Annotated in this window: 19 protein-coding genes; 1 reads left to right on the top strand and 18 read right to left on the bottom strand. The window is 54.3% G+C overall.

All coding sequences use genetic code 11. From position 1 onward, the window contains the following. Positions 1–34: 34 nt before the first annotated feature. The 9 genes from MHH78_RS04195 to MHH78_RS04155 form a co-directional block, all read right to left on the bottom strand. Complete coding sequence (locus MHH78_RS04195) at positions 35–835, bottom strand: response regulator transcription factor (protein WP_036728093.1); 801 nt, start codon at positions 833–835, stop codon at positions 35–37. Then, the gene (locus MHH78_RS04190; protein WP_076074954.1) at positions 798–2,594 is read right to left on the bottom strand and encodes a cache domain-containing sensor histidine kinase; all 1,797 of its coding nucleotides are present in this window, start codon (positions 2,592–2,594) and stop codon (positions 798–800) included. The genes MHH78_RS04195 and MHH78_RS04190 overlap by 38 nt, the downstream gene beginning before the upstream one ends. Before the next feature lie 188 nt (positions 2,595–2,782). After that, positions 2,783–3,025, bottom strand: coding sequence for a hypothetical protein (locus MHH78_RS04185; protein WP_143803530.1), 243 nt, complete (start codon positions 3,023–3,025; stop codon positions 2,783–2,785). Positions 3,026–3,154: 129 nt separating this feature from the next. Continuing rightward, positions 3,155–3,385 carry a cold-shock protein gene (locus tag MHH78_RS04180; RefSeq protein WP_036691977.1) on the bottom strand — a complete coding sequence of 77 codons (231 nt, stop codon included), beginning with the start codon at positions 3,383–3,385 and terminating at the stop codon, positions 3,155–3,157. A gap of 130 nt (positions 3,386–3,515) precedes the next feature. Continuing rightward, positions 3,516–3,716 (bottom strand): cold-shock protein, encoded by a 201-nt coding sequence (locus tag MHH78_RS04175; RefSeq protein WP_036722718.1) that lies wholly within the window; start codon positions 3,714–3,716, stop codon positions 3,516–3,518. 278 nt (positions 3,717–3,994) lie between these two features. Next, positions 3,995–4,273 carry a hypothetical protein gene (locus tag MHH78_RS04170; protein ID WP_036722720.1) on the bottom strand — a complete coding sequence of 93 codons (279 nt, stop codon included), beginning with the start codon at positions 4,271–4,273 and terminating at the stop codon, positions 3,995–3,997. Positions 4,274–4,342: 69 nt separating this feature from the next. Continuing rightward, entirely contained in the window at positions 4,343–5,449 is a 1,107-nt protein-coding gene (locus MHH78_RS04165; protein WP_341166683.1) for an MBL fold metallo-hydrolase, read from the bottom strand. Between the two features lie 38 nt (positions 5,450–5,487). Continuing rightward, complete coding sequence (locus MHH78_RS04160) at positions 5,488–6,801, bottom strand: DUF3999 family protein (RefSeq protein WP_341166682.1); 1,314 nt, start codon at positions 6,799–6,801, stop codon at positions 5,488–5,490. Further along, complete coding sequence (locus tag MHH78_RS04155) at positions 6,767–9,337, bottom strand: DUF2339 domain-containing protein (protein ID WP_341166681.1); 2,571 nt, start codon at positions 9,335–9,337, stop codon at positions 6,767–6,769. The genes MHH78_RS04160 and MHH78_RS04155 overlap by 35 nt, the downstream gene beginning before the upstream one ends. A 184-nt stretch (positions 9,338–9,521) precedes the next feature. On the opposite strand from MHH78_RS04155, the gene MHH78_RS04150 reads away from it, so the two are divergent. Next, entirely contained in the window at positions 9,522–10,712 is a 1,191-nt protein-coding gene (locus tag MHH78_RS04150; RefSeq protein ID WP_341166680.1) for a polysaccharide deacetylase family protein, read from the top strand. Positions 10,713–10,818: 106 nt separating this feature from the next. Here MHH78_RS04150 and MHH78_RS04145 read toward each other — a convergent pair whose 3' ends face one another. The 9 genes from MHH78_RS04145 to MHH78_RS04105 form a co-directional block, all read right to left on the bottom strand. Next, on the bottom strand, positions 10,819–12,390 hold the full coding sequence (locus tag MHH78_RS04145) for a sensor domain-containing diguanylate cyclase (protein WP_341166679.1): 1,572 nt from the start codon (positions 12,388–12,390) through the stop codon (positions 10,819–10,821). A 172-nt stretch (positions 12,391–12,562) separates the two neighbouring features. Beyond that, complete coding sequence (locus tag MHH78_RS04140; protein WP_036722727.1) at positions 12,563–12,811, bottom strand: type B 50S ribosomal protein L31; 249 nt, start codon at positions 12,809–12,811, stop codon at positions 12,563–12,565. 164 nt (positions 12,812–12,975) lie between these two features. After that, positions 12,976–13,764: an SDR family oxidoreductase gene (locus MHH78_RS04135; protein ID WP_341166678.1), complete on the bottom strand. Its 789-nt coding sequence runs from the start codon at positions 13,762–13,764 to the stop codon at positions 12,976–12,978. A gap of 49 nt (positions 13,765–13,813) precedes the next feature. Beyond that, on the bottom strand, positions 13,814–14,668 hold the full coding sequence (locus MHH78_RS04130) for a diguanylate cyclase domain-containing protein (protein WP_076081509.1): 855 nt from the start codon (positions 14,666–14,668) through the stop codon (positions 13,814–13,816). After that, entirely contained in the window at positions 14,665–16,749 is a 2,085-nt protein-coding gene (locus MHH78_RS04125) for a cellulose biosynthesis cyclic di-GMP-binding regulatory protein BcsB (RefSeq protein ID WP_341166677.1), read from the bottom strand. The genes MHH78_RS04130 and MHH78_RS04125 overlap by 4 nt, the downstream gene beginning before the upstream one ends. Before the next feature lie 42 nt (positions 16,750–16,791). Next, complete coding sequence (locus MHH78_RS04120) at positions 16,792–18,042, bottom strand: glycosyltransferase family 2 protein (protein WP_341166676.1); 1,251 nt, start codon at positions 18,040–18,042, stop codon at positions 16,792–16,794. Between the two features lie 34 nt (positions 18,043–18,076). Continuing rightward, positions 18,077–19,633, bottom strand: a complete 1,557-nt coding sequence (locus MHH78_RS04115; protein ID WP_341166675.1) for a hypothetical protein — start codon at positions 19,631–19,633, stop codon at positions 18,077–18,079. After that, the gene (wsfD, locus tag MHH78_RS04110) at positions 19,630–21,177 is read right to left on the bottom strand and encodes a glycan biosynthesis hexose transferase WsfD (protein ID WP_341166674.1); all 1,548 of its coding nucleotides are present in this window, start codon (positions 21,175–21,177) and stop codon (positions 19,630–19,632) included. The genes MHH78_RS04115 and wsfD overlap by 4 nt, the downstream gene beginning before the upstream one ends. 23 nt (positions 21,178–21,200) lie before the next feature. After that, positions 21,201–22,361 carry a hypothetical protein gene (locus tag MHH78_RS04105; RefSeq protein WP_341166673.1) on the bottom strand — a complete coding sequence of 387 codons (1,161 nt, stop codon included), beginning with the start codon at positions 22,359–22,361 and terminating at the stop codon, positions 21,201–21,203. Between the last annotated feature and the right edge of the window lie 147 nt (positions 22,362–22,508).

The raw sequence follows: 22,508 nt of genomic DNA, 5'->3' as shown, positions 1-22,508 counted from the left end.
GATAAGGGCACATTTATTGGCTAAAATACCACATTTATTGGATTTCCTGCGCTCCACCCTTCATCTGCTGACGGTACCGGCTCGGGCTTATCGCCTCCAAGGACTTGAAAACCTTAATGAAATATTTATCCGTCCGATACCCTACACGCTCTCCAATCTCCCCGACCGGCAGCGCAGTCTGGAGCAATAACTCCTTCGCCCGTTGAATCCGCAGACGGGACAGATATTCCGTGAAGGAGACCCCGGCCTGCTCCTTGAACAGCACGCTGAAATAGCTGGCATTCAGGTGAATCATCCCCGCTACCTCAGCCATCGTCAGCTGTTCGTGCAAATGCTGCTCCACATAGGCAATGGCCTCCTTAACCGGCTGCCCCATCCCGGCCTGCTCCGGGTCAATCTCCAGCAGCTTGTGATCCACCAGCTTCTCCAGCTTCACATGGCGCTGCTGCTCCTCCTCCCGCTTCAGCGCATCCTCGACCACTGTCAGCAGCTCGGACTTGTCCAGCGGCTTCAGCAGATAATTGACTGCCCCCAGCCGCATCGCCTGCTGCACATAATCGAACTCCGCATAGCCGGAGATGACAATGATCACCGGCTTCCGGGGAGCTTCCTGCAGCGAATGGATCAGATCCAGCCCGCTCACCTCCGGCATGCGCACATCTGTGATCAGCAGATGGACGCGCTCCTGCCGCAGCCGCTCGCGCGCTTCCACCCCGTTGTCGCAGGTCTCCACGATATACCGGCCTGCCGCCCATACTTCCAGCGTCTGCTTAATCCCCTGACGCGTTCTTGGTTCATCATCTACGATTAGAATCGTCTTGTTGCCCAGACTCATAGGTATCCCCTCCATTGCTTGGAATCTCAAACCTTATTACAGTCCCCTCAGACCGCCGGCTCTCTACGATCAGCCCCTCCGTCTTCATGCCCGCTTCCGCATAGTACAGCTTCAGCCGCCGCTGCACATTCACCAGCCCCACTCCGCTGCCCTTGGCAGAGACCGGCGGCCCGCCATCCAGTGCATCTCGCAGCGCCAGCAGTGTGGCCTCATCCATACCCGGCCCGTTGTCCGACACCTCAACTGAGGTCCACCCCTTGCGGGAGGAGGGGGTGATTATGACTTCAATCACACCCTTGCCGACTCGGCTCTCCACTCCATGGAGAATGGCGTTCTCGACAATTGGCTGAATCAGCAGCTTGGGTACCGGTACAGCAGCCTCATGCGGGTCAAGCCTGATGTTCCAGGACAGCCGCTCTCCCATCCGCATCTCCATAATCCGCAGATAACGCCTGATCTGCTCCACCTCTTCACTCAGCGTGACCCATTCATCCTTGTTGTGCGGGCTGCCCATAATGTAGCGGAAGAGCCTGGACATCATGACCACTAATCCGGCCAGCTCCTCTTCCCCCTTCTCCTCCAGCGACCAGTTGAAGGCCTCCAGCGTATTGAACAGGAAATGGGGATTGATCTGCGCCTGCAAGGCTTTCAGTTCGGTCCGGCTCTGCAGGACCTCCTTCTCATAGACCACTCTGATCAAATCATTAATATTAGCCACCATACCGTTGTAGGTATTATTCAGCTCCCGGAGCTCCATGGTTGATACCTTCTGCGAATTGGGTGTCAGCACCCCCATGCGGGATTTGCGCATCGCCCGGATCAGGTGAATAATCGGCCGGGTAATCATTGTTGACAACAGAAAGGATATAATCAGGAACAGCAGGGTTCCGATTCCGCCTGACACCAGCAGTACCGTCCGCAGCACGGACAGTCCCTTGGTCACATAGCTGACAGGCGTCAGTACCAGCAGCGTCCAGGAGGTCTTGTCTGAGCGCAGCTTGACCTGCACATACTCCTTGCCACGGAAGCTCACCGTCTGATCCCCGCTCTCCAGCAGCGGCAGCAGATCCTCCTGCGGCGTTCCGCTGCTCCCGAGGAGCTGTCCTTCATCATTCACGAGCAGCACAGACTCCCCGCTGTCACTGCCGGAGAACGGATCGTCGAGCTGGAAGTAGCTGCGCTGGATGCGGGCCATCAGGTAGCCGCCCCGCGAGAACCAGCGGTCCATCAGGCTGACCTGGCGGATCGCCAGCAGGCTCTGATCATCATGCGGATCAACGCCGATCCAGACCAGCCGCCCCTTCTGGGCATTAGCCTCACTGATATGCTGCTCGTTAATTCTGCTCTCCAGGCTGCCTTCCTTAATCGGGAACAGCAGCCTGTAATCAGCAGTATATAGCTCCAGCGAGCCTACACTCGGCATGTACGCCTGATAGCTGGAGATAATCTGTAGCAGCGACTGGCGCTGATTGAAGGACACCTCATTGCCGTCCAGCTCCTCCAGCAGCAGCTGTTGAACGGTAGGATGATTGGCCACCTGCTCCATCAGACCGTCAATCTGGCCGGTCAGCGCGTCCAGCCTTCCGTTGGCCTGAACCGCCGTCTGCTGGATATGCCGCTCGGCATTATTTTTGAGCAGAATAGAGACACGGTCATACACAAATGCTCCGGACACCAGAATAATAATGAGCATCACCAGCAAAAAACCGATGAATATCTGATTGCGCAGTGTGTTGAGCTCTCTGAACCTCTGAAGCATCAGAATTCCTTCTTTCGTTGGCAGCGTTTCCAACTCTATTCTCCAAACCCCGGGAGTTTTGTCAAGATAAATCATTCCCCGCAGGCGAGAGACAGCCCCGAAGTCCCCGCGGATACCAGCAACAAAAAACCCTTAGCACAGTTCTCCCGGTTCGAGGAACTGCCCTAAGGGCTTACACAGAAGACTACTTAGATGAACATTAACGGAGTGATCCATTCGAAATGCAGGGCCGCCCACAGCAGAACCAGCAATACCGCGCCGATGCAGTAGCTTATCACCTTGCGGCGAGTTGGCTCCAGATAAATATCAAGCGGAATCAAGATCAGAATCAGACCAATCGCGATAATGTTAAGCATAGGCTTATGATAAAAAATCCCCGCTGCATTCAAGGCAACCGCAAGGAGCGTCAGAAGCAGAAAATATTTTCTCATAGCTACATCATCCCTGTATTTGCCATTATTGTCAATCCAAAAAAAATAGCCCATTGCGGGCAAGGAACGGACAGCTGTATAGGGTTACTCTCCTCTAATTCCGTATAAACCGGTCAGAGAGCGGCAGCCTTAGCGGATAGTAACGCTCTTCTTAATAGCCTTCGCGTCCAAATTCTTATTAACGAGCGTAGGCAGCATCTTCATACTCCGGGTCATGGGCGAATTACATTGCCAGCAGGTAGGCACATGTTGAAAGGCAAAGTTGTCGCGTATCCATCCGGTGCATTCTTCCTTGGTGCAGGACCAGATAGCTGTCTCTTCCTGCGGAAGATCTACCATTGCTTTTTTACGAAAATACATAAGTACCCCTCCTAATAGCTTGGTTAGTGCGTCCTACGGACTGTTATGGCAGAACGGAAGCTTGTTCTCTACTACATGGTCATAAAAAAAACTACCCTCAACTGGTGTTAAGGGCAGCTTATTTGTGGAATTACAGTTTTACAACGTTCTCAGCCTGTGGTCCACGAGCGCCTTGAGTTACGTTGAACTCAACGCGTTGGCCTTCGTCCAAAGACTTGAAGCCTTCGCCAGTGATTGCGGAGAAGTGTACGAATACGTCGCTTCCGCCTTCAACCTCGATAAAACCGAAACCTTTGTCTGCGTTGAACCATTTTACTGTACCTGTTTGCATGATATTACCTCCAAAGTTTATTTAACACATGTCCTTTTATTCCTACGTATTGTACGAACAAATAAAAATTCACACATTGGAAAAGGCTTCATACACAAATGCTAACCTTTTACAATATGTGAATTAAGGGTTAAATTTATGATTAACTTCATTTTAGCACACTATTTCCCCAAATGCAAAGGGTTACTGCCAATAACACAAAATAAATTTTAAATTTTAGAGAACCTATGCCAGGCGCACGGCTTTGGGGGATCAGCCGCGCACCACCGGCTAAGGCTTCAGTCGATATATCCGGCCAGTCCCTTGTCCATCAGGTAATCCATTTCTGCATCCAGAATGGTCTCCACCGTCAGCTCGTCCAGCTTCACATCACGCTGCGCAGTCACATAGTCAACCAGATCATCATTATCGATATCAACCTCGCCTTTGGCATTGGCCTTGGCCTTATTAATGAACGTCTGCTCATGCTTCAGCACCAGCCGGATAACGGCCGGGTCCACCTTCGTCTGTGCAGACAATACCTCCACCAGTTCCTGCTCGTTCACTTCATTACTCATCTTCGTTCGTCAGCTCCTTGGTATATATGAACCCTGATTGTACCACAAGTCCCCTTCGGGCGTGCAGCCTCATCTCCACCAGGGCAGAACCGGATATCCGGCGGCCCCTGCGGTTACAGTCTCCCCGATTCTCGGCGTGGCCAGCCGTACCCCTCTCAGCGCCGCAGCAGCCGAGATCCGTTCTGCCGGATCAGTCCAGTCATGCATCGACAAGGTGAATGCGCCCCAATGGATGGGGATCAGCAGACCTCCCTGCACATCGATGTGCGCCTCGACAGTCTGTTCCGGCAGCATATGGATATCCGCCCAGCGCGGATCATATTGGCCGCATTCCATCAGCGTAAGATCGAAGGGTCCATGGGTACGTCCGATCTCGGCAAAATGCGGGCCATACCCGCTGTCTCCGCTGAAGAAGACCTTGGTCTTCTCCCCCTCCATAATCCAGGAGCACCACAGCGTGGTGTTGCGGTCCAGCAGACTCCGCCCGGAGAAATGCCGTGCCGGAGCGCAAGTGAAGGTAATCCCTTCATAGGTAAGCGTGTCGCCCCAGTCCTGCTCGCGGATCTTCTCTGCGGCCACCCCCCAGCGGCGCAGATGGGCGCCGACACCCAGCGGTACAATGAACAGTCCTACCTTATCCTTCAGCTCGCGGATGGTTCCATAGTCCAGATGATCATAATGATCATGGGAGAGCAGAACCGCATCCAGCTGCGGCAGGAGGGCAGCCTCCAGCGGAAGCTGCTTGCTGTAGCGGCGGCCGCCGATGAACGGAAACGGGGACGGTGCACGGCCCAGCATAGGGTCGAGGAACAGGGTCAAGCCGTCCATCTCCAGCAGCACTGCTGAATGCCCGAACCAGGTCACCCGGGTGTCGCGGCTCTGTCCAATGGAAGAAGGGAACAGCGGCTGCGGCTGAAGAGGTTCAGCGGGTCTGGAGTGGGGGTTGCCCTTAATGAAGTCCTTCAGAATGGAGAGTCCGCTGCTTCCAGCCTTGTCACCGCTCAGTTCCGCAGTCTGCGGATAAGCAAATTTGCCCTTGCTGTAATGGGCGGAGCCGAGGTTACGGGCCCTCTCCTGCTCCCCGGCCCTGCGCCCGAACGCCGGATAGACAGTCATGATAAGATACGCAGCGGCAATAAGCAGGAGCAGTATAACGCAAATGGTAATCAGGGTCATGCAGTAATCCTTCTTTCTGCGGACTTGTGCCGCATCTCCTATTTCGCCTGGCCCAGCTTGCGGGCTACGATAAGAATGAGCAACAGCGAGACCGCAATAATAATGGCATTGAAGCCCCAGCGGCCTTGAAGCCACCAGCTTGTGCCGGGCGGCTCTGCTGCCGTCACCGGTACCAAGGCCTCTGCACCAAGAGCAGCCTGCACAAGCTTCTCCCCGCTGATCCGGTCTTTGAAATTAATAATATCATACTGTGGAGCGGTTGCCAGCGCGTTGCCATAGCGCAAGGAATACGGAGTCTTCCCCCCTCCCGCGAATACAAGCCGGTCTACCAGATATTCGATCTTAAGGTCCGTGATGGAGATGGGGGCATCGTCCAGATTGTAGATAACCACCCGCAGGGAATCAGAAGAGGCTGGCGTAACCGGCTGAATCTCAGTCCGGGAGATCCGGGTATCCTTGAAATCCAGCCGGTACAGCTCCCCGCTTCCGGTGACCGGGAGCTTGCTCCCGGTGCTGTCATACAACTCATAGCGCCGCAGGAAATTCCCGGTGCTGCCGAGCATCACCTTCCCAATCTTCAGCCAGTCCGTGTTGCTTATCATGATCTCGGTACGGTTCTCCACCTGCGTAATCTCCGCCTGCGGCGATTTCTGCCGCATGAATGCAGCCGTGCTCCACTCCCGGCTGCTGTCCACCAGCGTCAGGCCGGGGAACTCCAGCTCCTCCGGGTTGTTCTTCACTACAAGCCGGTAATAGCCGAACTTGTAGCTGCGCTCCAGCGTAATGCTGTCCGCACTTAACCCGTTCGTAGCATACAGATCCCCAGTACCGAGCTGCTCCCAGGCCTGCCCGTCATAGCCGCCCCACACCTCCACATGCTTCAGGAAGGACTCTGCGGGCAATTCGAACACCAGACGGTTCCCCTGAATATCGACATGCTCGGCAAGCGGCTTAATCTGATAATCCAGCAGAGTATCCGTCCCTTTCACTGCCTTGTGGATCAGAGCCGAGGAGTAGACCGCACTATGCTCCTCCACCGTCTCTGCTCCGCTCTCCATATAATAGGGAACCGGAGCGCCGGTGCTGTCCTGTATGCGCAGATCGCGCAAGTCCTCTGCTGCCGAGCGATACACCGCTTCATCCAGATACAATTCATAGTACGGAGCCGCCTCCGGGACGGAGATTTCACGCGAGAACTTCCATTGCCCGCCGCCCGTCTTCTCCGCTTCGCCGGATGCCGCTGCTACACTGTGCATCGGGAAAGCACCGGGCCCCAGCACAAGTCCGCCCAATACAGCGAGCAGCACAGCCGCCACTCTAGCTCTCTGTCCTGTCTTTCTCTTCGAGTGCATAAGCTTCCTCCATTCTGACCGATATCCGCTGGTAGAGGTAGGATATTCCCAGCAGGCAGAGTCCGAAGCTGAAGTACGCGATGATCTTGCTGCCGGTGTTCAGCAGGGTCAAGTCATAGAGCAGCAGCTTGCCGGTTGCCAGCAGGGATAGCGCCAGTCCGAAGCGGCGGATATACAGGTATCTTTTCCAGAAGCCATACAAAATGAACATCACGGCCAGCAGCAGATAGAGCAGACTGAAGGCCAGCCCGCCGTCACGCACCTGCATCTGCACCCCCAGGAACGCTGTAATCATCACCAGCAGATAGATACCCATAGCTACCGGGTACAGCTCTATATTCTTGTAATCGCGCAGCAGCGTCGTCCGCAGCAGCCTGGCACTGCTGAACCACACGAACACATTGAACAGGATCAGCACACCCAGCGCCACTACATCGGAGGCAGTGCTGCCGGACCACCCTTCCGGAAGACTGGGCAGACCCAGTGTGATGCCAATACAGACTGCATAGGCGATCCCGTGCAGCACCAGGACCATGATGCCGACCACTCTGTCATACAGAACGTTCACCTTCGGCAGCGCATAAGCGAGTCCAGAGGTAAGCAGACCTGCCAGCAGCAGCTTGTAAAAGGCATTGTGCGCCATATCCCCTGGCACCATCCAGTCATACAGGCGCAATGCTTCATACACCACATACCCGTAGAAATTAACGATAGCCGCATATTTGAACCAGACGGTAGCCTGCACCTCCGCAGGTGTGCTGCGGAGCAGCGTCTCCTGATTCGAATAACGGATGGCATACAATAAGGCTACAATCACCATACCTGCGGCAATAAATGTATACTTCAGATCGAAATAGGAGTTCGTGTAGTAGATTACCGCATTATAATCAGAGAGCTGCAGCAGAACGTCGAATCCGAAGAAGGTTAGCAGACAGAGGGAAAGGATGCCCCAGCCTGCACGTTCTACCATTTTGAAGCGGTACAGATGTCCGTAGACTGTAAGAGCAACGCCTTCCACCAGCCAGCCAATCGACCACCAGGCCGCTCCAAGCTGGAACGGAATCATCAGAATGGCAAAGGTCAGTGAGGTGACATAGAACAGCAGACGGCTCTCGCGTTCCTGCGGCATCTGCTTCTCCAGCAGCACGCCAAGCCCCAGATACATCAGGCAGAAGGCCAGCGCCAGCGCGCCTTTGAATTCATCCAGACCGGCATTCAGGAACAGAAGATACAGCGTTATGCAGCTAACGAGCGTGTTACAGCCCAGCAGGCCGAAGTCCAGCCAGTTCAGCTTCGTCTTGAATTTGAACGGATACCAGAGGGTAATCCCCAGATACATGGCGAAGGTCAGCACAGCGCAGAGAATGCCCGCAGCATAGCTATCCGCCAGATAAATCAGCAGCAGGATAGACGGCGTATTGAACAGGAAGCTGATGTAATTGACAACCACCCAGCGCTTGCGCAGAGAGATCAGCAGAATCAGCAGGTTCAGCACGAACAGATATCCCATAGCCGCGTACACCGCACTCCCCTCCAGCCCGAAGGCTCCAATATAAGAGAAGAGCGGCAGATAGCCCCCTACAAGCCCCATGGAACAGATTGTCCGTGACTCATAGCGCAGCGACAGCAGCACAGCGGACAGCGTGACCAGCACCGACAGGCCGATCCCGGCCCATAACCCGATAATATCCAGCAGAAAATAACTGTAAAATATCGAGCCGTACAGCACCGACACCCCGCCGCCAATCAGACCCAGTGCGAAGGCTCCCCGCCCCTTGCGGAACAGCCACTCCCCGCCCCCCAGCATGACTGCCCCCAGCAGGAAGAAGGCGCTGCCCTTCATATAATCATTGAACCAGGTGGAGTAGGTGTATCTGAACCCGGCGCCCACTGCCAGGATCAGCAGCAGAATCCCCAGGCGGTTGATCCAGTTCAGGCCGATCTTCATTTCGATCCGGTTCTGCTTGCGGCGGCGCTGCAGGGTTTCCTCGTCAACTCCTTCAGCAGCCAAATCATCCAGACCGCTGTCCATCGTCCCCCTGAGCGAACGCTCTGCCTCCCGCTGCCACTGTCTGCGCAGCAGAATACTCTCATTCAGCTTCGCCTGCACCTCATCCAGAATATATGTGATCTGGGTTTTCTCCTGGCCCAGCTCACGCGCGCCGATATTGTACATCTCCTCTATTCGCCGCTTGGCGTCCTGCTCGAAGGACGTCAGACGGTCGAGATACGCATGATCCCGTGAGGCAAAATAAGTCTGCAGCTTCTGCCGCGATACCCGCAGAATGCCCAGCTTCTCATCCAGAATCTGCTCCGCCAGCGCAATCCGCAGCTCCGAGTTGTCGCGCTCAAGCCTCGCAGCCTGAGCCTTCAGCTCCGCCAGGCTCTGCCTGTTTGCCCCATTTTCCGTTCTTAACACTTCGTTCTCACGGACGAGATCACTGCTCTCATATTCTTCAATCAAAGACTGGTATTCCTTCAAAAGCCCGTCCTGCTGCTGCTGCACAGCCCTCATCCGATCTCTGAAATCCTCCATAGCCGCCCCCCAGTATCTGCTAATCGGCAAATTGTTAATATATTGATATTACTATATTTCTAATTACCACCACAGAGCTTACAAAAACCACATCGCTTAGTTAAGATCCTGTCACATTTTTGTCTTGGCAGACGTTATAGGTTTATTATTATCTTAATATTCGGGAGATGGGGAGAATCGTACATTGAAACTGAACCTGCACCAACCGCACAAACGTTATATCCTCATCCTGCTGCTGCTGGTGGTGGTCTTCCTGCCTGTACCTTTTAGACATAAAGCAGTGACCAAGCTTAGCATTACCGGCCTTGATGGAGTCGAATTCAAGACAGATGCCTATGCACTGACAGCGGACCATAAGTTAATGCTGGATAAAGACATCGCTGAACGGATTCTGAATGCACGTATCGGCTGGGAGAAGGAGATGCCGCTCCCCAAGGGTGTGTACTACAAGGATCATGTGGCGGTACTCATGTATCACCATCTGACGAAAGACCCGTTAATGCTCTATCCCGGCGTATTACCCGCAGCACAGTTTGATGAGCAGATGCAGCTCCTGAAGCAGGAGGGCTTCCATGTCATTACGATGAAGCAATACCGCGAATTCATGCTGGACCGCGCGCCGGTTCCCGATAATGCGGTTCTATTGACGTTCGATGACGGCTATGAGAGCTTTTACAAGCTGGCTTTTCCCATTCTGCAAAAGTACGGCTACACCGCAGTGAACTTCATCATTGTCTCTGATGTAGACAACACTAGTAAGCGTCAGGTGCCCAAGCTGACCTGGGAGCAGATGCGGGAGATGAAGCGCGCCGGAATGGGCTTTTATAATCATACGTATAATTTGCATTATTACGCCGAAGTCGATGCAGAGGGCGGCACCCGCCCGGCGGCGAGCTCCCTGCTGTACATTCATGATGAGAACCGGAATGAACTGAATGAAGAATACTACAGAAGAGTAACCGGGGACCTGGCTCATGCAGAGCGCAGGCTGAAAGAAGAATTGGGCAATACGGATTCGGCTATCGCTTTCCCTTACGGCTCCTATAACGACAAGCTGCTGGAAATCTGCGATTCACTCGGCATCCGCCTGAAATTCAATATCGGACTGGGCTTAAGCTCCAGAACCACACTGAACGCTCCACGGATTAATGAAGGGAACCGGACACTTCCCCCGGCGCTGTCCATCCAGCAGCTGAAGCAATTCGAGCCGCCGATGATCCTGACCGTGAACGGGAAGAAGGTTCTCCTAACCGGAACTCCGCCGGAGCTGCGGAACGGAAAGGTCATGGTTCCGCTGGATGCGCTATGCTCCGAGCTAGGCGTAGCGATGCATTACGACCGCAGCAGCGCGGTCCTGAAGCTGACACGTCTTTAGCCAGAACAAGGCCGGTTGAGGCTGCGCCTATCGCTTCGCACCTGATTCGGGGAGGAGCGCATCCGCCTCAGTTCTCGCCAACCCATCCGCCTCCAGCCGAATAAAATTATTTAGCCGCCTGACGCACCATAGGCTCGCGGCCTAAGGTTACCCGGTTCTTGCCGGTGGCCTTGGACAGGTAGAGGGCCTCGTCCGCCTCGCGGTACAGATCCTCGAAGGTCACATCCGTGCGATCCGTAAAAGCAATGCCGATGCTCACCGTAAGCTGGATATGATGCCCCCCGTCCAGCTCAACGATGTGCTCGCCCATAGCGGTGCGGAAGCTCTCCGCCTCCTTCAAGGCTGCAGCTTCGCTGCCGGCGGAGAAGCAGACGGCGAACTCTTCGCCGCCTACGCGCCCGGCAATTCCTTTGTTATGATATACCTGCATAATCTTGCCAGACAAATCCACCAGTGCCTGATCACCGGCCATGTGTCCGTATGTATCATTAATTAATTTGAAATCATCGATGTCGAACAGCAGCAAGGCCATACCCGCGCCGATCTGTGCGGAGTAACTCTGCACCAGCCTCATGAAATGCCTGCGGTTGTACAGCCCGGTCAGATCGTCCACCGTGGCCTGATGCAGCAGCTCCCGCTCATACCTCTTCTTCTCGCTAAGATCACTGAATACCAGCAGCATTCCCGTACTCTTCGCCCGGACCTGCTCCGTGGCAATGAGCGCAACCCCGTAGCAGGACCCGCTCCGGCCGGGAGGCTCGATTTCGAACTGTCCCTCCCTCCGCTGCGCATAGCAGGCCGACAGCTGCCCGTGCTGCCTCAGCAGCGGCTGAATGCTTGTGCCCAGCCAGGTCTCCGGCTTCTCCTCCAGCAGCTCAGAGAGCATAGCATCCGCCGCCTCATTGATATCCATTATGTAATCGTAGCGGTCCGTCAGGACGATGCCGTCCTTCATATTCTCGAAGATTTTATTCTTAGCCAGCGGATATAAGGACAGTCTGGGATCGCGGAACAAGGTGAGGTAAGCGGCCACGATGGGCGGCAGGTAGGTGAAGGCCGTGAAGCCTGTAATCGTAATGTGCAGCAGCGGAAGCAGGAACACCGACAGGACCGGCACCAGCAGACTGAATAACAGCAGCGCATTATGACGGAAATAATACCTAGGACCGTTCAGGAGGGAGATCGCCAGCAGATATACAGCATACAGTCCGAATAACTGATCGTACGCGATGAGAATCATGCTGAGTACCGTGGGCTTCACTACGATTCCGGTAACACCGGCCACCGTAGCCAGTCCGACCTCACTGCGCATCAGATGATGGTAAGAGTCGGTGAAGATCAGCAGCACATCCACCGCCACCGGGATACAAAAATAAATAAGCCTCTTGGACAAACCCTCAGAGGAACGGGATACATACTCTTTAATAACCGCATAGGTGAAGATCGCACTCAAAAAAAGCGGGCCCTGCTGCACATTCTTCCACCATAGCTTCGCCTCGAAGGAATCCGTTAGAATCTCTCCGGCTGTAGCCGCGAAAATCATGCTGACCAGCAGCATCAATATCCATAAATAGCATCTTCCTGGTGTATGACGGTGCTTGTAAGAACCGATGCCCATGTAGAGACTTAGAACGCTGCCCATTACCAAGTAAAACGGATAACCCTGCATCCACGGCATGTCATATTTCTCCTATTTTTGAGATTGCTTTGCCTTATTATATCCTACTCTTTCGCACAAATGAATCATTCTGCCAAAAAATACTACCGGTACCTAAGGTTCCGGACAAAACAAAAGAGGATACTCCTTCACCATCTGCATGGATGCGGGAATATCCTCTATAGCAATACCATTATTTCTTCTGAGCGAGACGTTGTTTGAACTTGTCAACGCGGCCGCCAGTTTCGGTATCTCTTTGTTTACCTGTGTAGAACGGGTGGGATGCAGAGCTGGAGTCTACACGGATCACCGGGTATGAGTTGCCGTCTTCCCATTCCATAGTTTCACCGGATGATTTGGTGGATGAGCTAAGGAATTTGTAGCCTACGCTAGCATCGAAGAAAATAACCTGGTTGAACTTAGGGTGTATGCCTTGTTTCATTGTAGTAACCTCCTTTCCGTACGGATACAACTTATGAAGAATTATTGAAGCCATCTCTTGGTCTATTTAAAAATCCGGTTAGACAAAGGGAGATGCGTAAATCTTCCGATTTTTACACGCCATACTATCATACGTGAAATGAGCCGCTGAGTCAAGAGCCTGTCCTAGAGCGATTTCACCATTCCGCCGTCGATCAGCAGGGACTGTCCGGTAATATAAGTATTGGCAAAAGAACCGAGGAATACCGCCGCCTTGCCGAACTCCTCCGGCGTGCCGGTTCTTCCCAGCGGAATCGCCTTCAGGGCTTCCTCCTGAATCTGCGCAAGTGTGATGCCCTGCGCGTCCGCCCGCTTGCCGTCAAGCTGGAGGATCCGGTCTGTGCCGATCCGTCCGGGGGCCAGGCTGTTAATCAGGATGCCCTCCGGGGCAAGCTCTGTAGCCAGGCTCTTGTTCAGCGCGCTCACGCCTGCGCGGAACACATTCGAGAGAATCAGCCCCGCGATGGGCTGCTTGATCGAGACCGAGCTGATGCTGACGATCCGCCCTCCCCCTGCGCTGCGCATATGCGGCAGCGCCTCGCGGATCAGGCGGACCGCGCTCATCAGCGTAAGCTCAAAGCCGCCGCTCCAGTCAGCGTCGGCCATATCCCCGAAGCTGCCGCCCGGAGGCCCGCCGGCGTTCGTGACCAGCACCTCCAGGCCGCCGCCAAATTCGGCGGCCGTCCGCACCGCCCGGGCAATCTCCTCCGGGCGGGTCACATCCAGCTCCGCTACGGCGACCTCCTGTCCCGTAGCCTCACGGATCGCCTGCCGCGCCGTCTCCAGCTGCGGCAGGCTCCGGCTCGCAATCGTCACCCTCGCCCCTTCACGGGCATACTCCAGGGCGGTTGCCAATCCCAGCCCCTTACTCGCTGCCGCAACGAGCACCGCTTTCCCCTCAAGACCCAAATCCATCGTCCAGTCCTCCTGTCAGATTGGTTGCAGGACTTCCTGCCTCCACTCATTATACATCGTATTCCAGTTCCTTTTTGGCCTGGACAATGAAATCCAGCGGATTCTCGATGGTGTCCGCCGCATATTCCACTGCACCGATCTTCAGCCCCAGAGTGACCTTGTACTTGCCGGAGAACTCCGAGTCATTCAGCTCCTGCAGCCGCTGTTTGATCCGCTCAATGACAATCTTGGCCCCTTCCCGGTCCGTGAAGAGCAGAAGGCCCCAGGTAGCATCCTCCTTGTCCAGCAGATACAGCGCATCATTGGTACGAATGCTCGACTGGCTGAGCTGGGAGACATCATAGATGGCTTCGGACAGCTGCTCTTCCGGGATCAGGCGGCGGATTTCATTCCAGTACTTCACCTTCACCACAAGCAGCGTCAGCGGGATTTTATAACGGACCGAGATTCCGGTGAACAGGCTGGCGTCCTTCTGAAAAGAAATGCTGTTGCGCAGATCCGTATTCTCATCCACCGCAGCCAGATTATTCGTGCGCTTCAGCAGCCGTTCATTCTCTGCCTGCAGCTCACGGGTGCTTGAGGTGAAGACCCACAGCACCACCGTAAGCAGCGGGGTCATAATCAGCCAGAAATACGTCTCTACACCGATAGATGCGCCCTGCGATACCGTCTGATAGACCACGAAGAAGCCGTAGCCGAAGACAAACGCCAGATTCAGCGTCAGTCCCGCCGTGACTGTGGTGAAATACGTGACCAGCGCCAGGATGAACGATACATTCAGAATAATAATGTTCTGGACGTAGTTATCCGGTGAGCCCGCGATATATACGATGCAGGCGAAGATCAGAACCAGAAAGGCCAGGAAGCCCAGATCCGAGGTTAGACTGCTGCGGTTACGTCTCACGCTTGATCACCACGTTTCTTCTTATGTTTGCGCAGCATCAGAATCAGCGCCACGACCACCAGCGTCACGATCATCACCGCTGCGGTCACGAAGCCCAGCACATCACTGCGCTCCATCACCCGCGAGACCAGAGAGTCCGGCTTAGCGCCGGAGACCGTCTTGAAGCGGTAGGCATTCACCGTGCCGTCCTTATCCGCCACAACGCCGTCACCGTACACCCTCCACCTGTCCTTCTCGCTCCCGATCAGCTTGGAGACTACGAAGTAGCTCTCAGAGCTGACCGCAGTGACCGCAAGCAGGCCGCGTCCGCTCTCGTATGGGGATTCCAAGAGCTGGAGCGTGCCGATGGCGGCTCCGTACTGCTCGTCGAGGGCGATTTTCTCATTGGAGAGGAGGGTTGACCCGTCCTTGTTATACTTGAAAAAGAGCTTGCCGTTATTGTCACGGATCACCTTATTATTCTTATAGCTCCCGATCGCAATAATATTGTTGTCCTTCAGGTTATCCGCTGCTGCGTTATCGCTGTAAAAGTGGACATCACCGGTATTGCCTCCGGCAAACTGCCCGAGCATATTGAAGACATTCCCGAGGCTTCGGTAGGTGTAATCATCCCTTTCCTTCGGCAACACCACCGCTACACGGTTGAAGATGCCGTCCCGCAGGAACGGATACGGGTAATTGCTCAGCAGGAGGTCGGTGCGGTCCTTCGTGTTCAGGCGCATCAGTGATTCCTTGCTGATATAAGCCCACGGCATCTCCTCTTTGTTCGGTGTACAGAGCATGCTCGCAAGCTCCAGATCAAAAGCCACCGTCACGGTGAAGTTGCCGGAGATATTCAGACTCTGCGGCACATTCAGATTCAGCACATCACCGTTGGCCAGCTCCTTCGTCAGCTTCTTGCTGCCGATGGGCGTATTATTGATGCTCACCGTCACCAGGGAACGGTTGAAGTCCAGATTCGCCGCATACCGGAAATCCAGGCTGATTCTGCCGTCATCCGCAATGGAGCGGTTGGACGGGAGAGAGACGAAATACGTCTGCTCCTGATGATTCGGCCCGGTGAGCTTGTCCCCTGTCTCCGTGAACGTAATGTTCGAGCTGATGGCCGGCGCAGGGTTCACTACATCGGTAGCATTAGTAACAACCTTCAGATCCTTGCGGAGCTGGCTCATCAGCTCCCGGCTTGCCATCAGCCGTCCGGCCTTGATCAGCAGGCTCTCGTCCTTGGAGGTCACCACCAGCGTAGGCAGGGAATCCTTGTTCACCAGCTGAATGACCGCATGGGTGCCGAGGTCATCCGCCGTACTTACCAGCTTCTTGATCCTATCGGGCAGATGATCATACATAGCTACCAGCACTACTGCACTCTTGTCCTTGACGGTATCCTCGCGGTAAGGCAGCAGCGGAATGGTTCTGTCATTCAGCGTGTTGCCTTTGGCGAAGCCCGAGAGGGCGTAAGTAGCACTCTCCAGCTCTGCTCCGCTGGCATTCTGCGGCACGGCGAGCAGGCTTTGTTCATTTTTTACCGTATCCATTCCTGAGAATCTGGCACTGAAATCCTGAATGCCTCCAGTAATGGGCTTCGGTGTATAATTCACAGCAATGTTCGAGGTGTTGAACAGATGCAGCCAGCTATCCTGCATATCATCGATATTACACAGTTCATAGCCGCCCGTCGTGGTTCTTAAGCTCCCTTGTATCCGCAGCGTATTGCTGCCCTTCGTCAGGAAGCCTTTGGGCGCCTCTACACTCAGGCTCTGCTGCCCGTTATTGTCCAGGGACGGCCGGAAGGAATAGAACGGAATGCCGTTCAGCGACAGTGTTACGCTCGACAGCTTATCCTCACTGATCTGTGAGGTCTGGAATTGCAGATTGATCATCACTTGATCCACATTCCAGTAATCCATGACTGTGAAGAACTGCTGCTGGGAGCTTGCGCCCCTCAGCGAGACATCGCTGGTGAACAGCGTCTCATACGTTGCTCCCGCTTCACCGGGAAGCACCGCCGCCTGTGCCGCAGGGATTTGAACCAGGAAGAGGGAGAGGCAGAGCAGCACTGTTAGGATCTGTTTTTTCATCATGTTCCGTATCTCCTGACATCTTATTTCTGGACCTCCGGCGCACTAGTACCGCTCGGTTTTGTACCACTTGGCTTCCCGTTTGAAGATAACGTCTTTGAAATAGTTGTACAGCCCGTAAGCGGCCACTACCATCCAGAGCTGGCAATACGAGACGTACATCAGCAGAATGATCCACAGGTTCGACAGGCTCATCTCACCCTTCTCCGTGGTCAGGGTAACGAAGATCCCCACCACGAACAGCACAATAGCGAGCAGCCACAGGAAGTTGCTGAGCCCGGCAATGGTGGTATGTACATACCCCATGGCATGCAGCACGAGCAGAATATCCGAGGTGACCAGCGAGATCAGCAGCAGGAAGTAGATCGAGACATAATACAGAATATCGAAGCGGATCTTCGCCGCCTTCCGGTCGATGAGGAGCGGAAGGTTCTTCACAATGACATAGATATTGCCCTTCGCCCAGCGTGTCCGCTGCTTGAACCATACCTTCACCGTCTGCGGCTCCTGCTCCCAGGTGACCGACTTCGGCTGGAACTTGATCCGGTAGCCCATCATATAAATGCGGAAGCTGATCTCCGTATCCTCGGCAATTGCCTTCACATCCCAGCCGCCGATGCTCTCGACAATGGTCCGGCGCATAATGAAGTTCGTTCCCGGGATCGTACAGAGCTTGAACAGCTTCCAGCGCCCTGCTTGCGCCATCCACTGGAAGGACAGAGTCTCGATATTAATGAACCGGGTCAGCAGGCTGGCATCCCGGTTGCGGGTTCTGAACTTGCCGATAACCGCCCCCAGGGAGGCATCATTCATAATCTCCGCCACCAGGTATTTCAGCGCCGTGCGCTCCGGCGTATTGTCGGCATCATAGATCGCAATCAGCTCCCCGCTACTGCGGGTGAAGCCGATGTTGAGCGCATTGGATTTCCCTTTGCCGCCTGTGACGGCGTCCGTATTGATAATGATCAGCTTGCGCTGCGGATTCCGCTGCTGGATAGCATCCAGCAGCTCAGCGCTGTTGTCTGACGAATTATCATTGATGACGATAATCTCATACCGGTCATGCGGGTAATCCAGTGCCAGCAGGGATTCCACGGTTTTGCTGATGACGACCCCCTCATTGTGAGCAGGAACCATAATCGTCACCATGGGATGCTCCCCGGTAATCTCAGGCACCGGTTCGTTTTCCGTTTGAATGTAGTACAGATACCCCGCTATAATCAGCATCACATTCACCAGCAGCAGGGACCAGATACAGATGACCGCGATCACCATCAATACGTCTGAGATCGTCATAGTATTCTCCTAAACTCGCTATATTTTTCCCGGATTACTTGTTCAAATATTTCCTGCGGTACATTCTGTAGCCGATAGTGAGCAGGCCGCCGAACAAGAGCAGCGCAGCCAGGATCACGATGATGAAGAATTGATTCTGCACGCTGAACAGCCTGTTGAAGCTTGTCGCCTGCTTCTCCTTGTACTGGAAATCAACGGCGACCTTCTTCGGGGTATAATCGACATCCAGTGTGTTGCCATCCAAGCGGATCACCCCGTCAGCAGACTCAAGAGTGTGCTTATCCGTGCGGACCGTATGCGCCTCCTGCTTATAGTCTGCGAAGGTATACCATTCCGCATTCAGATTCTGCAGAAGTTCCTCCAGCCCGCGCTCATCCTCCGGCAGGTCCAGCGTCACCGCCGTATTCAGCGGAAGCTCCGGCATCGCCTTGCCTGTTCTGCCAATTCCCTGCAGCAGCGCCGGGGGCAGACTGTACAGAGAGGAAGAGAAGGCCGCTGAGGTGTCTGTCTGCTCCATATAATGGGTCTCTCCGTCCGGGAAGAGCACCGCAGAATTGAAGAACCCCATGCCTGCGGAAGAATACTCCTTGTCATACGTCCAGTAGCTCTCGGCAGCAACGCCGAGCGGTGCCACGCCCCCTTCCGCCAGCACATTAATGAACTGATTCATCTTCCCGCGCAGGGACCGGTCATTCGAATTGATCGGCGGTCTGACCGCAGGGGCATTGACCACGATGCTGCCGTTGCGGGACTGGACGGCTTTGAGCGCCTCCAGATACCGCTTCATCGCGGGGAAATCCGTATTCGCGAATACCGGACGGACACTGGCGATGAAGGGAATACCGCTTCGATACAGGCGGTCTGCCATCTGCTCCAGCAGATTCAGATCTGAGAAGGGATAGATCTCCTTGATTACCAGATACATCTGCGGCTGTGCGGTATAGTGCAGCCAATCCTTCAGCACATAGGCCGCAGCTATGGCTGTGAAATCGCCCTGCTTCAGATAAGGCAGGTAAGCGGAGCGGCCGCTGCTTACCGCAAACGGCAGCTGTGCCCCCGCATCTGATGAGGACCACGTTCCATAAGAACGCCCCGCGTCCGAAGCGGTGATATAAGGCATCCCTTCGGCCTCCACCGGAATTCCGGTGAATTCGCCGATGGAGAGGCTTGCGCCCGCTCTATGCCATACCCCGGTCTTCAGCCTCAGTGTCTGCTGCATCCGGGCAGGCGGTCTATATCCAACATGCAGCATAGCCCCCTTATACCCGGCTGCCTCCTGAAGGTAGGCTTGATTCGTAATCTCAAGCTCATCATTGTTAATCACAGTGATTACGCCGGAATAGCCCTTCATGCCGCCTGGCTGATAAGAGGAAATAGGCTTCAGCGTGACCTGTGCGCTGTAGGCGGCAAGCAGCCGTTGCAGCTCGGCCACATTCCCTTGTTGGCCTGAATTCTTCGCCAGACTGTCGAACAGCAGCAGAATCCGCTGCGCCGGAGCCGGAGAAGCCGCAGCGGATGCCGGACCGGCAGACGGCAGCAGATCACCCGCCAATACAATGAACAGCAGAATGACGATTCCTCTGCGTCTCACATGCCCACCCCTTTATTCAGTGCCGGATATTCCTTGAGCGGCCGTGCAGACGGCGCAGACGGCACCGATCTGCGTGATGAGATTCCGCGGCCGATTACGCTGGCAGCCGTCTGGAAGATGATCAGGTCGAAGGCCAGAGTGAACAGGAATTCATGCTTGGCAATATCCGCGTCACCCGCCCCGATAATGGAGACTACGATACCCGACAGTCCGACCAGCATCGTTGCCAGAATCACCAGCAGACGCTGCATCCCCCGGAAATCCCGGGTACGGATGGACCGGACGAACGATGGCATATAGACCCCTATCGTTACGGCCATCCAGAGAAGAATGAAGGCAAAGGGACGGGGCGCCAGCTTCTCCTTAAGTGTGCTGTACAAGCTGAAGAAATGACTCTGCGCCCGGAACTCCTTGCCTGCGGACAGCTCATAGTTCCCCATAGCCGCCGGTTTAATTTTATAGGCACTCTCAGCAGCCGTATCCAGGATCGAGCCCAGCTCATTAGGGTGAGAAGCATAATAGGTCAGAATGGAGACGAAGCCGTAGCGGCTGTAGAAATTTTTATCCAGCAGCTCGGATTTCACATCCACCGTCCCGTATTGGTCATAGTACGTATTCTCTTTGAGAATCGCGTACTGTTCATTGATCCCGAAGGAACCCAGCGCAGTTTCCGGATTCTTGGATTCCATCAGCACCCCGCGCGTCATCGCATGATACTGGTTAATATTCACGAACTCTTTGGAGATATTAAGATACGTCGCAATTCCGGCGAACATCATCAGACCGGCCGACAGCAGTGTCACCCAGCGGAACAGCTTGTCCCGGCGGATCAGCACCAGCGGAACTGAGAGCAGGGAAATGACCATCCCCACCGGAGCATTCTGCTGCTTGGAGGTGGTCAGGATCAGGGTACTGATCAGCAGGATCGCCAGCATGGCATAATCGTTGTATCTCTTCCGGTACAGCAGCAGCCAGGAGGCGAACACCAGAATCATGGTCACCATCACCAGGCTCTCGCCGAAGAAGGAGCTGAAGTAGTTGGTGTAGCCTGTATCCCCGAAAATGAACACCGCAAGCGCCGCGACTACCATCCCCCGCTTAAGTGACATTTTCAGCGTGATCGCTTCAACCAGCAAGTAGACTGCGGCAACATACAGCAAGGTGTAGATGGCAGCCTGGAAGCGGATATCGAAGACCTCGCGGCTGAAAAACAGCTTGTTGACGAAGATCGCCAGCTTGATAAACAGGGACTGGGAGGAGACCACCATCGTGCTGTTCTCGTTGAAATATTGAAAGATTCCGAACTGCTTCACGAAATAGCCAAAGTACTGGCTGTCATAGTCCGGAGCATTGAAATACAGGCCGTTGCTATAGATAATCCGGTAAAAGTCTCCGTTATCCGCCATGCCGATATAAGGGGAGGTAAACAGCGAAATAGCCGTCACCAGCAGCACGCAGAACGCGGCGGCAAATGCCGGAGTAATCCGAAAGCCAGCCAACGTGATACCGGGCCGGGTCGATGTAAGCTCTAGGTTGTTTATCATTCCGATTCCCCTTTTTGGTTATATTATGGAGCCTTATAGGCGTAAGCCAGCAGTGCCATCAGGTTGTCAAAAGAGTACGCCTGCCCGGAGGCAGGATCACCGAAGCCGCCGTATAACGGACTTGAAGGGTCTGTCACCCTGAATTCATTCATCCGTTCTATACTGGACTGATAGAGGTCACCATCCTCCAGCACGGCTCCAATCATGGCTGTGAGCGCGTAGACCGCTGTTGAACGAATATCATTAGCCGGCTTGCCCTCACGTGTATATTGTCCGAACAAGGTTCCCGCTGCGACCTGAGCTTTGATGTAGCTGATGCTTGCCGGCCGCTCGCGGCCGGTCTCTGCCAGATGAAGAATAGTCAGCAGAGATTCTACCGAGTTGATGCCTTCAGAGCTGTACTGTCCGCTCTGGTAATCGAAGCGGGTCTCATAGAATGGAAAAGAATCGGACAAATATCCCTCCTCCAAAATACCGCTCATATTCTTCAGCAAATTCTCTTGTAATTCGCTAGATATCGACAATTTCTGCAATACACTCAGATCAATATAACACAAAGTTACGAATCCGTTGACCATTTTCAAATAATTGTCATAGATGTCATAAATGTAACCTTTTTTAGTGTTGTTTTTATAGAAACGTTCTCCATATTTATCAGCTTCTCTGGTATATTCCGGCTGGCTAAATGCCTGCCCTGCCTCATATAACGCTCCGATCATCCGCAGGTCATCCACCGCTGCATTCACGGGATAACGCTTCTGCTGCCTGGGACTGTAGCGGTAGCTGAAGCCGCCCTCCATATCGAAGATTCTGCGGGCCGTCTTCCACTGCCGGTCGAACAGCTCCTGATTGCGGGTACGGACGGCAGTCTCCATCAGGAGAGACGCGGACTCGCTCAGAATCTCATGGCCGGTAGCCACCTCGGCCGCTTCAGAGGTCTCCTTCAGATTCGTATATACCCCGTCGGGTCCTGTAAGCTGCGTATTTATGAAATGGTATAATTCCTGTTGTTCCAATGTAGGCTCAAGCTGCGGCGCTTCATCCGGCCGTGTAGTCCCTGCGGGAGAGACTGCCGGAGTATAGCCGGGAGAGGACGGCGCCGGTCCGGCCTGATTGCCGCCGCAGGAGGTTAGCAGGAGCAGCGACATTCCCAGAACAGCAGCCTTGCTATATCTGCTTTTCAATCGATCACATCCTTAAATGACAACTACCAATTGATCCATACTAATATAACGGTAATTATTGTCACATTATTTACTGTTTCATCGAACATTATGTGTCATCTTCACATATTTCTCCTTTTCCGCCAAAAAAAGAGCCGCTCCATGTCT

The organism is Paenibacillus sp. FSL H3-0333 (assembly GCF_038002805.1).
In the GTDB taxonomy this organism is placed as follows: Bacteria; Bacillota; Bacilli; order Paenibacillales; family Paenibacillaceae; genus Paenibacillus_AQ; species Paenibacillus_AQ silagei.
This window is presented reverse-complemented; position numbering and strand designations above follow the sequence as displayed.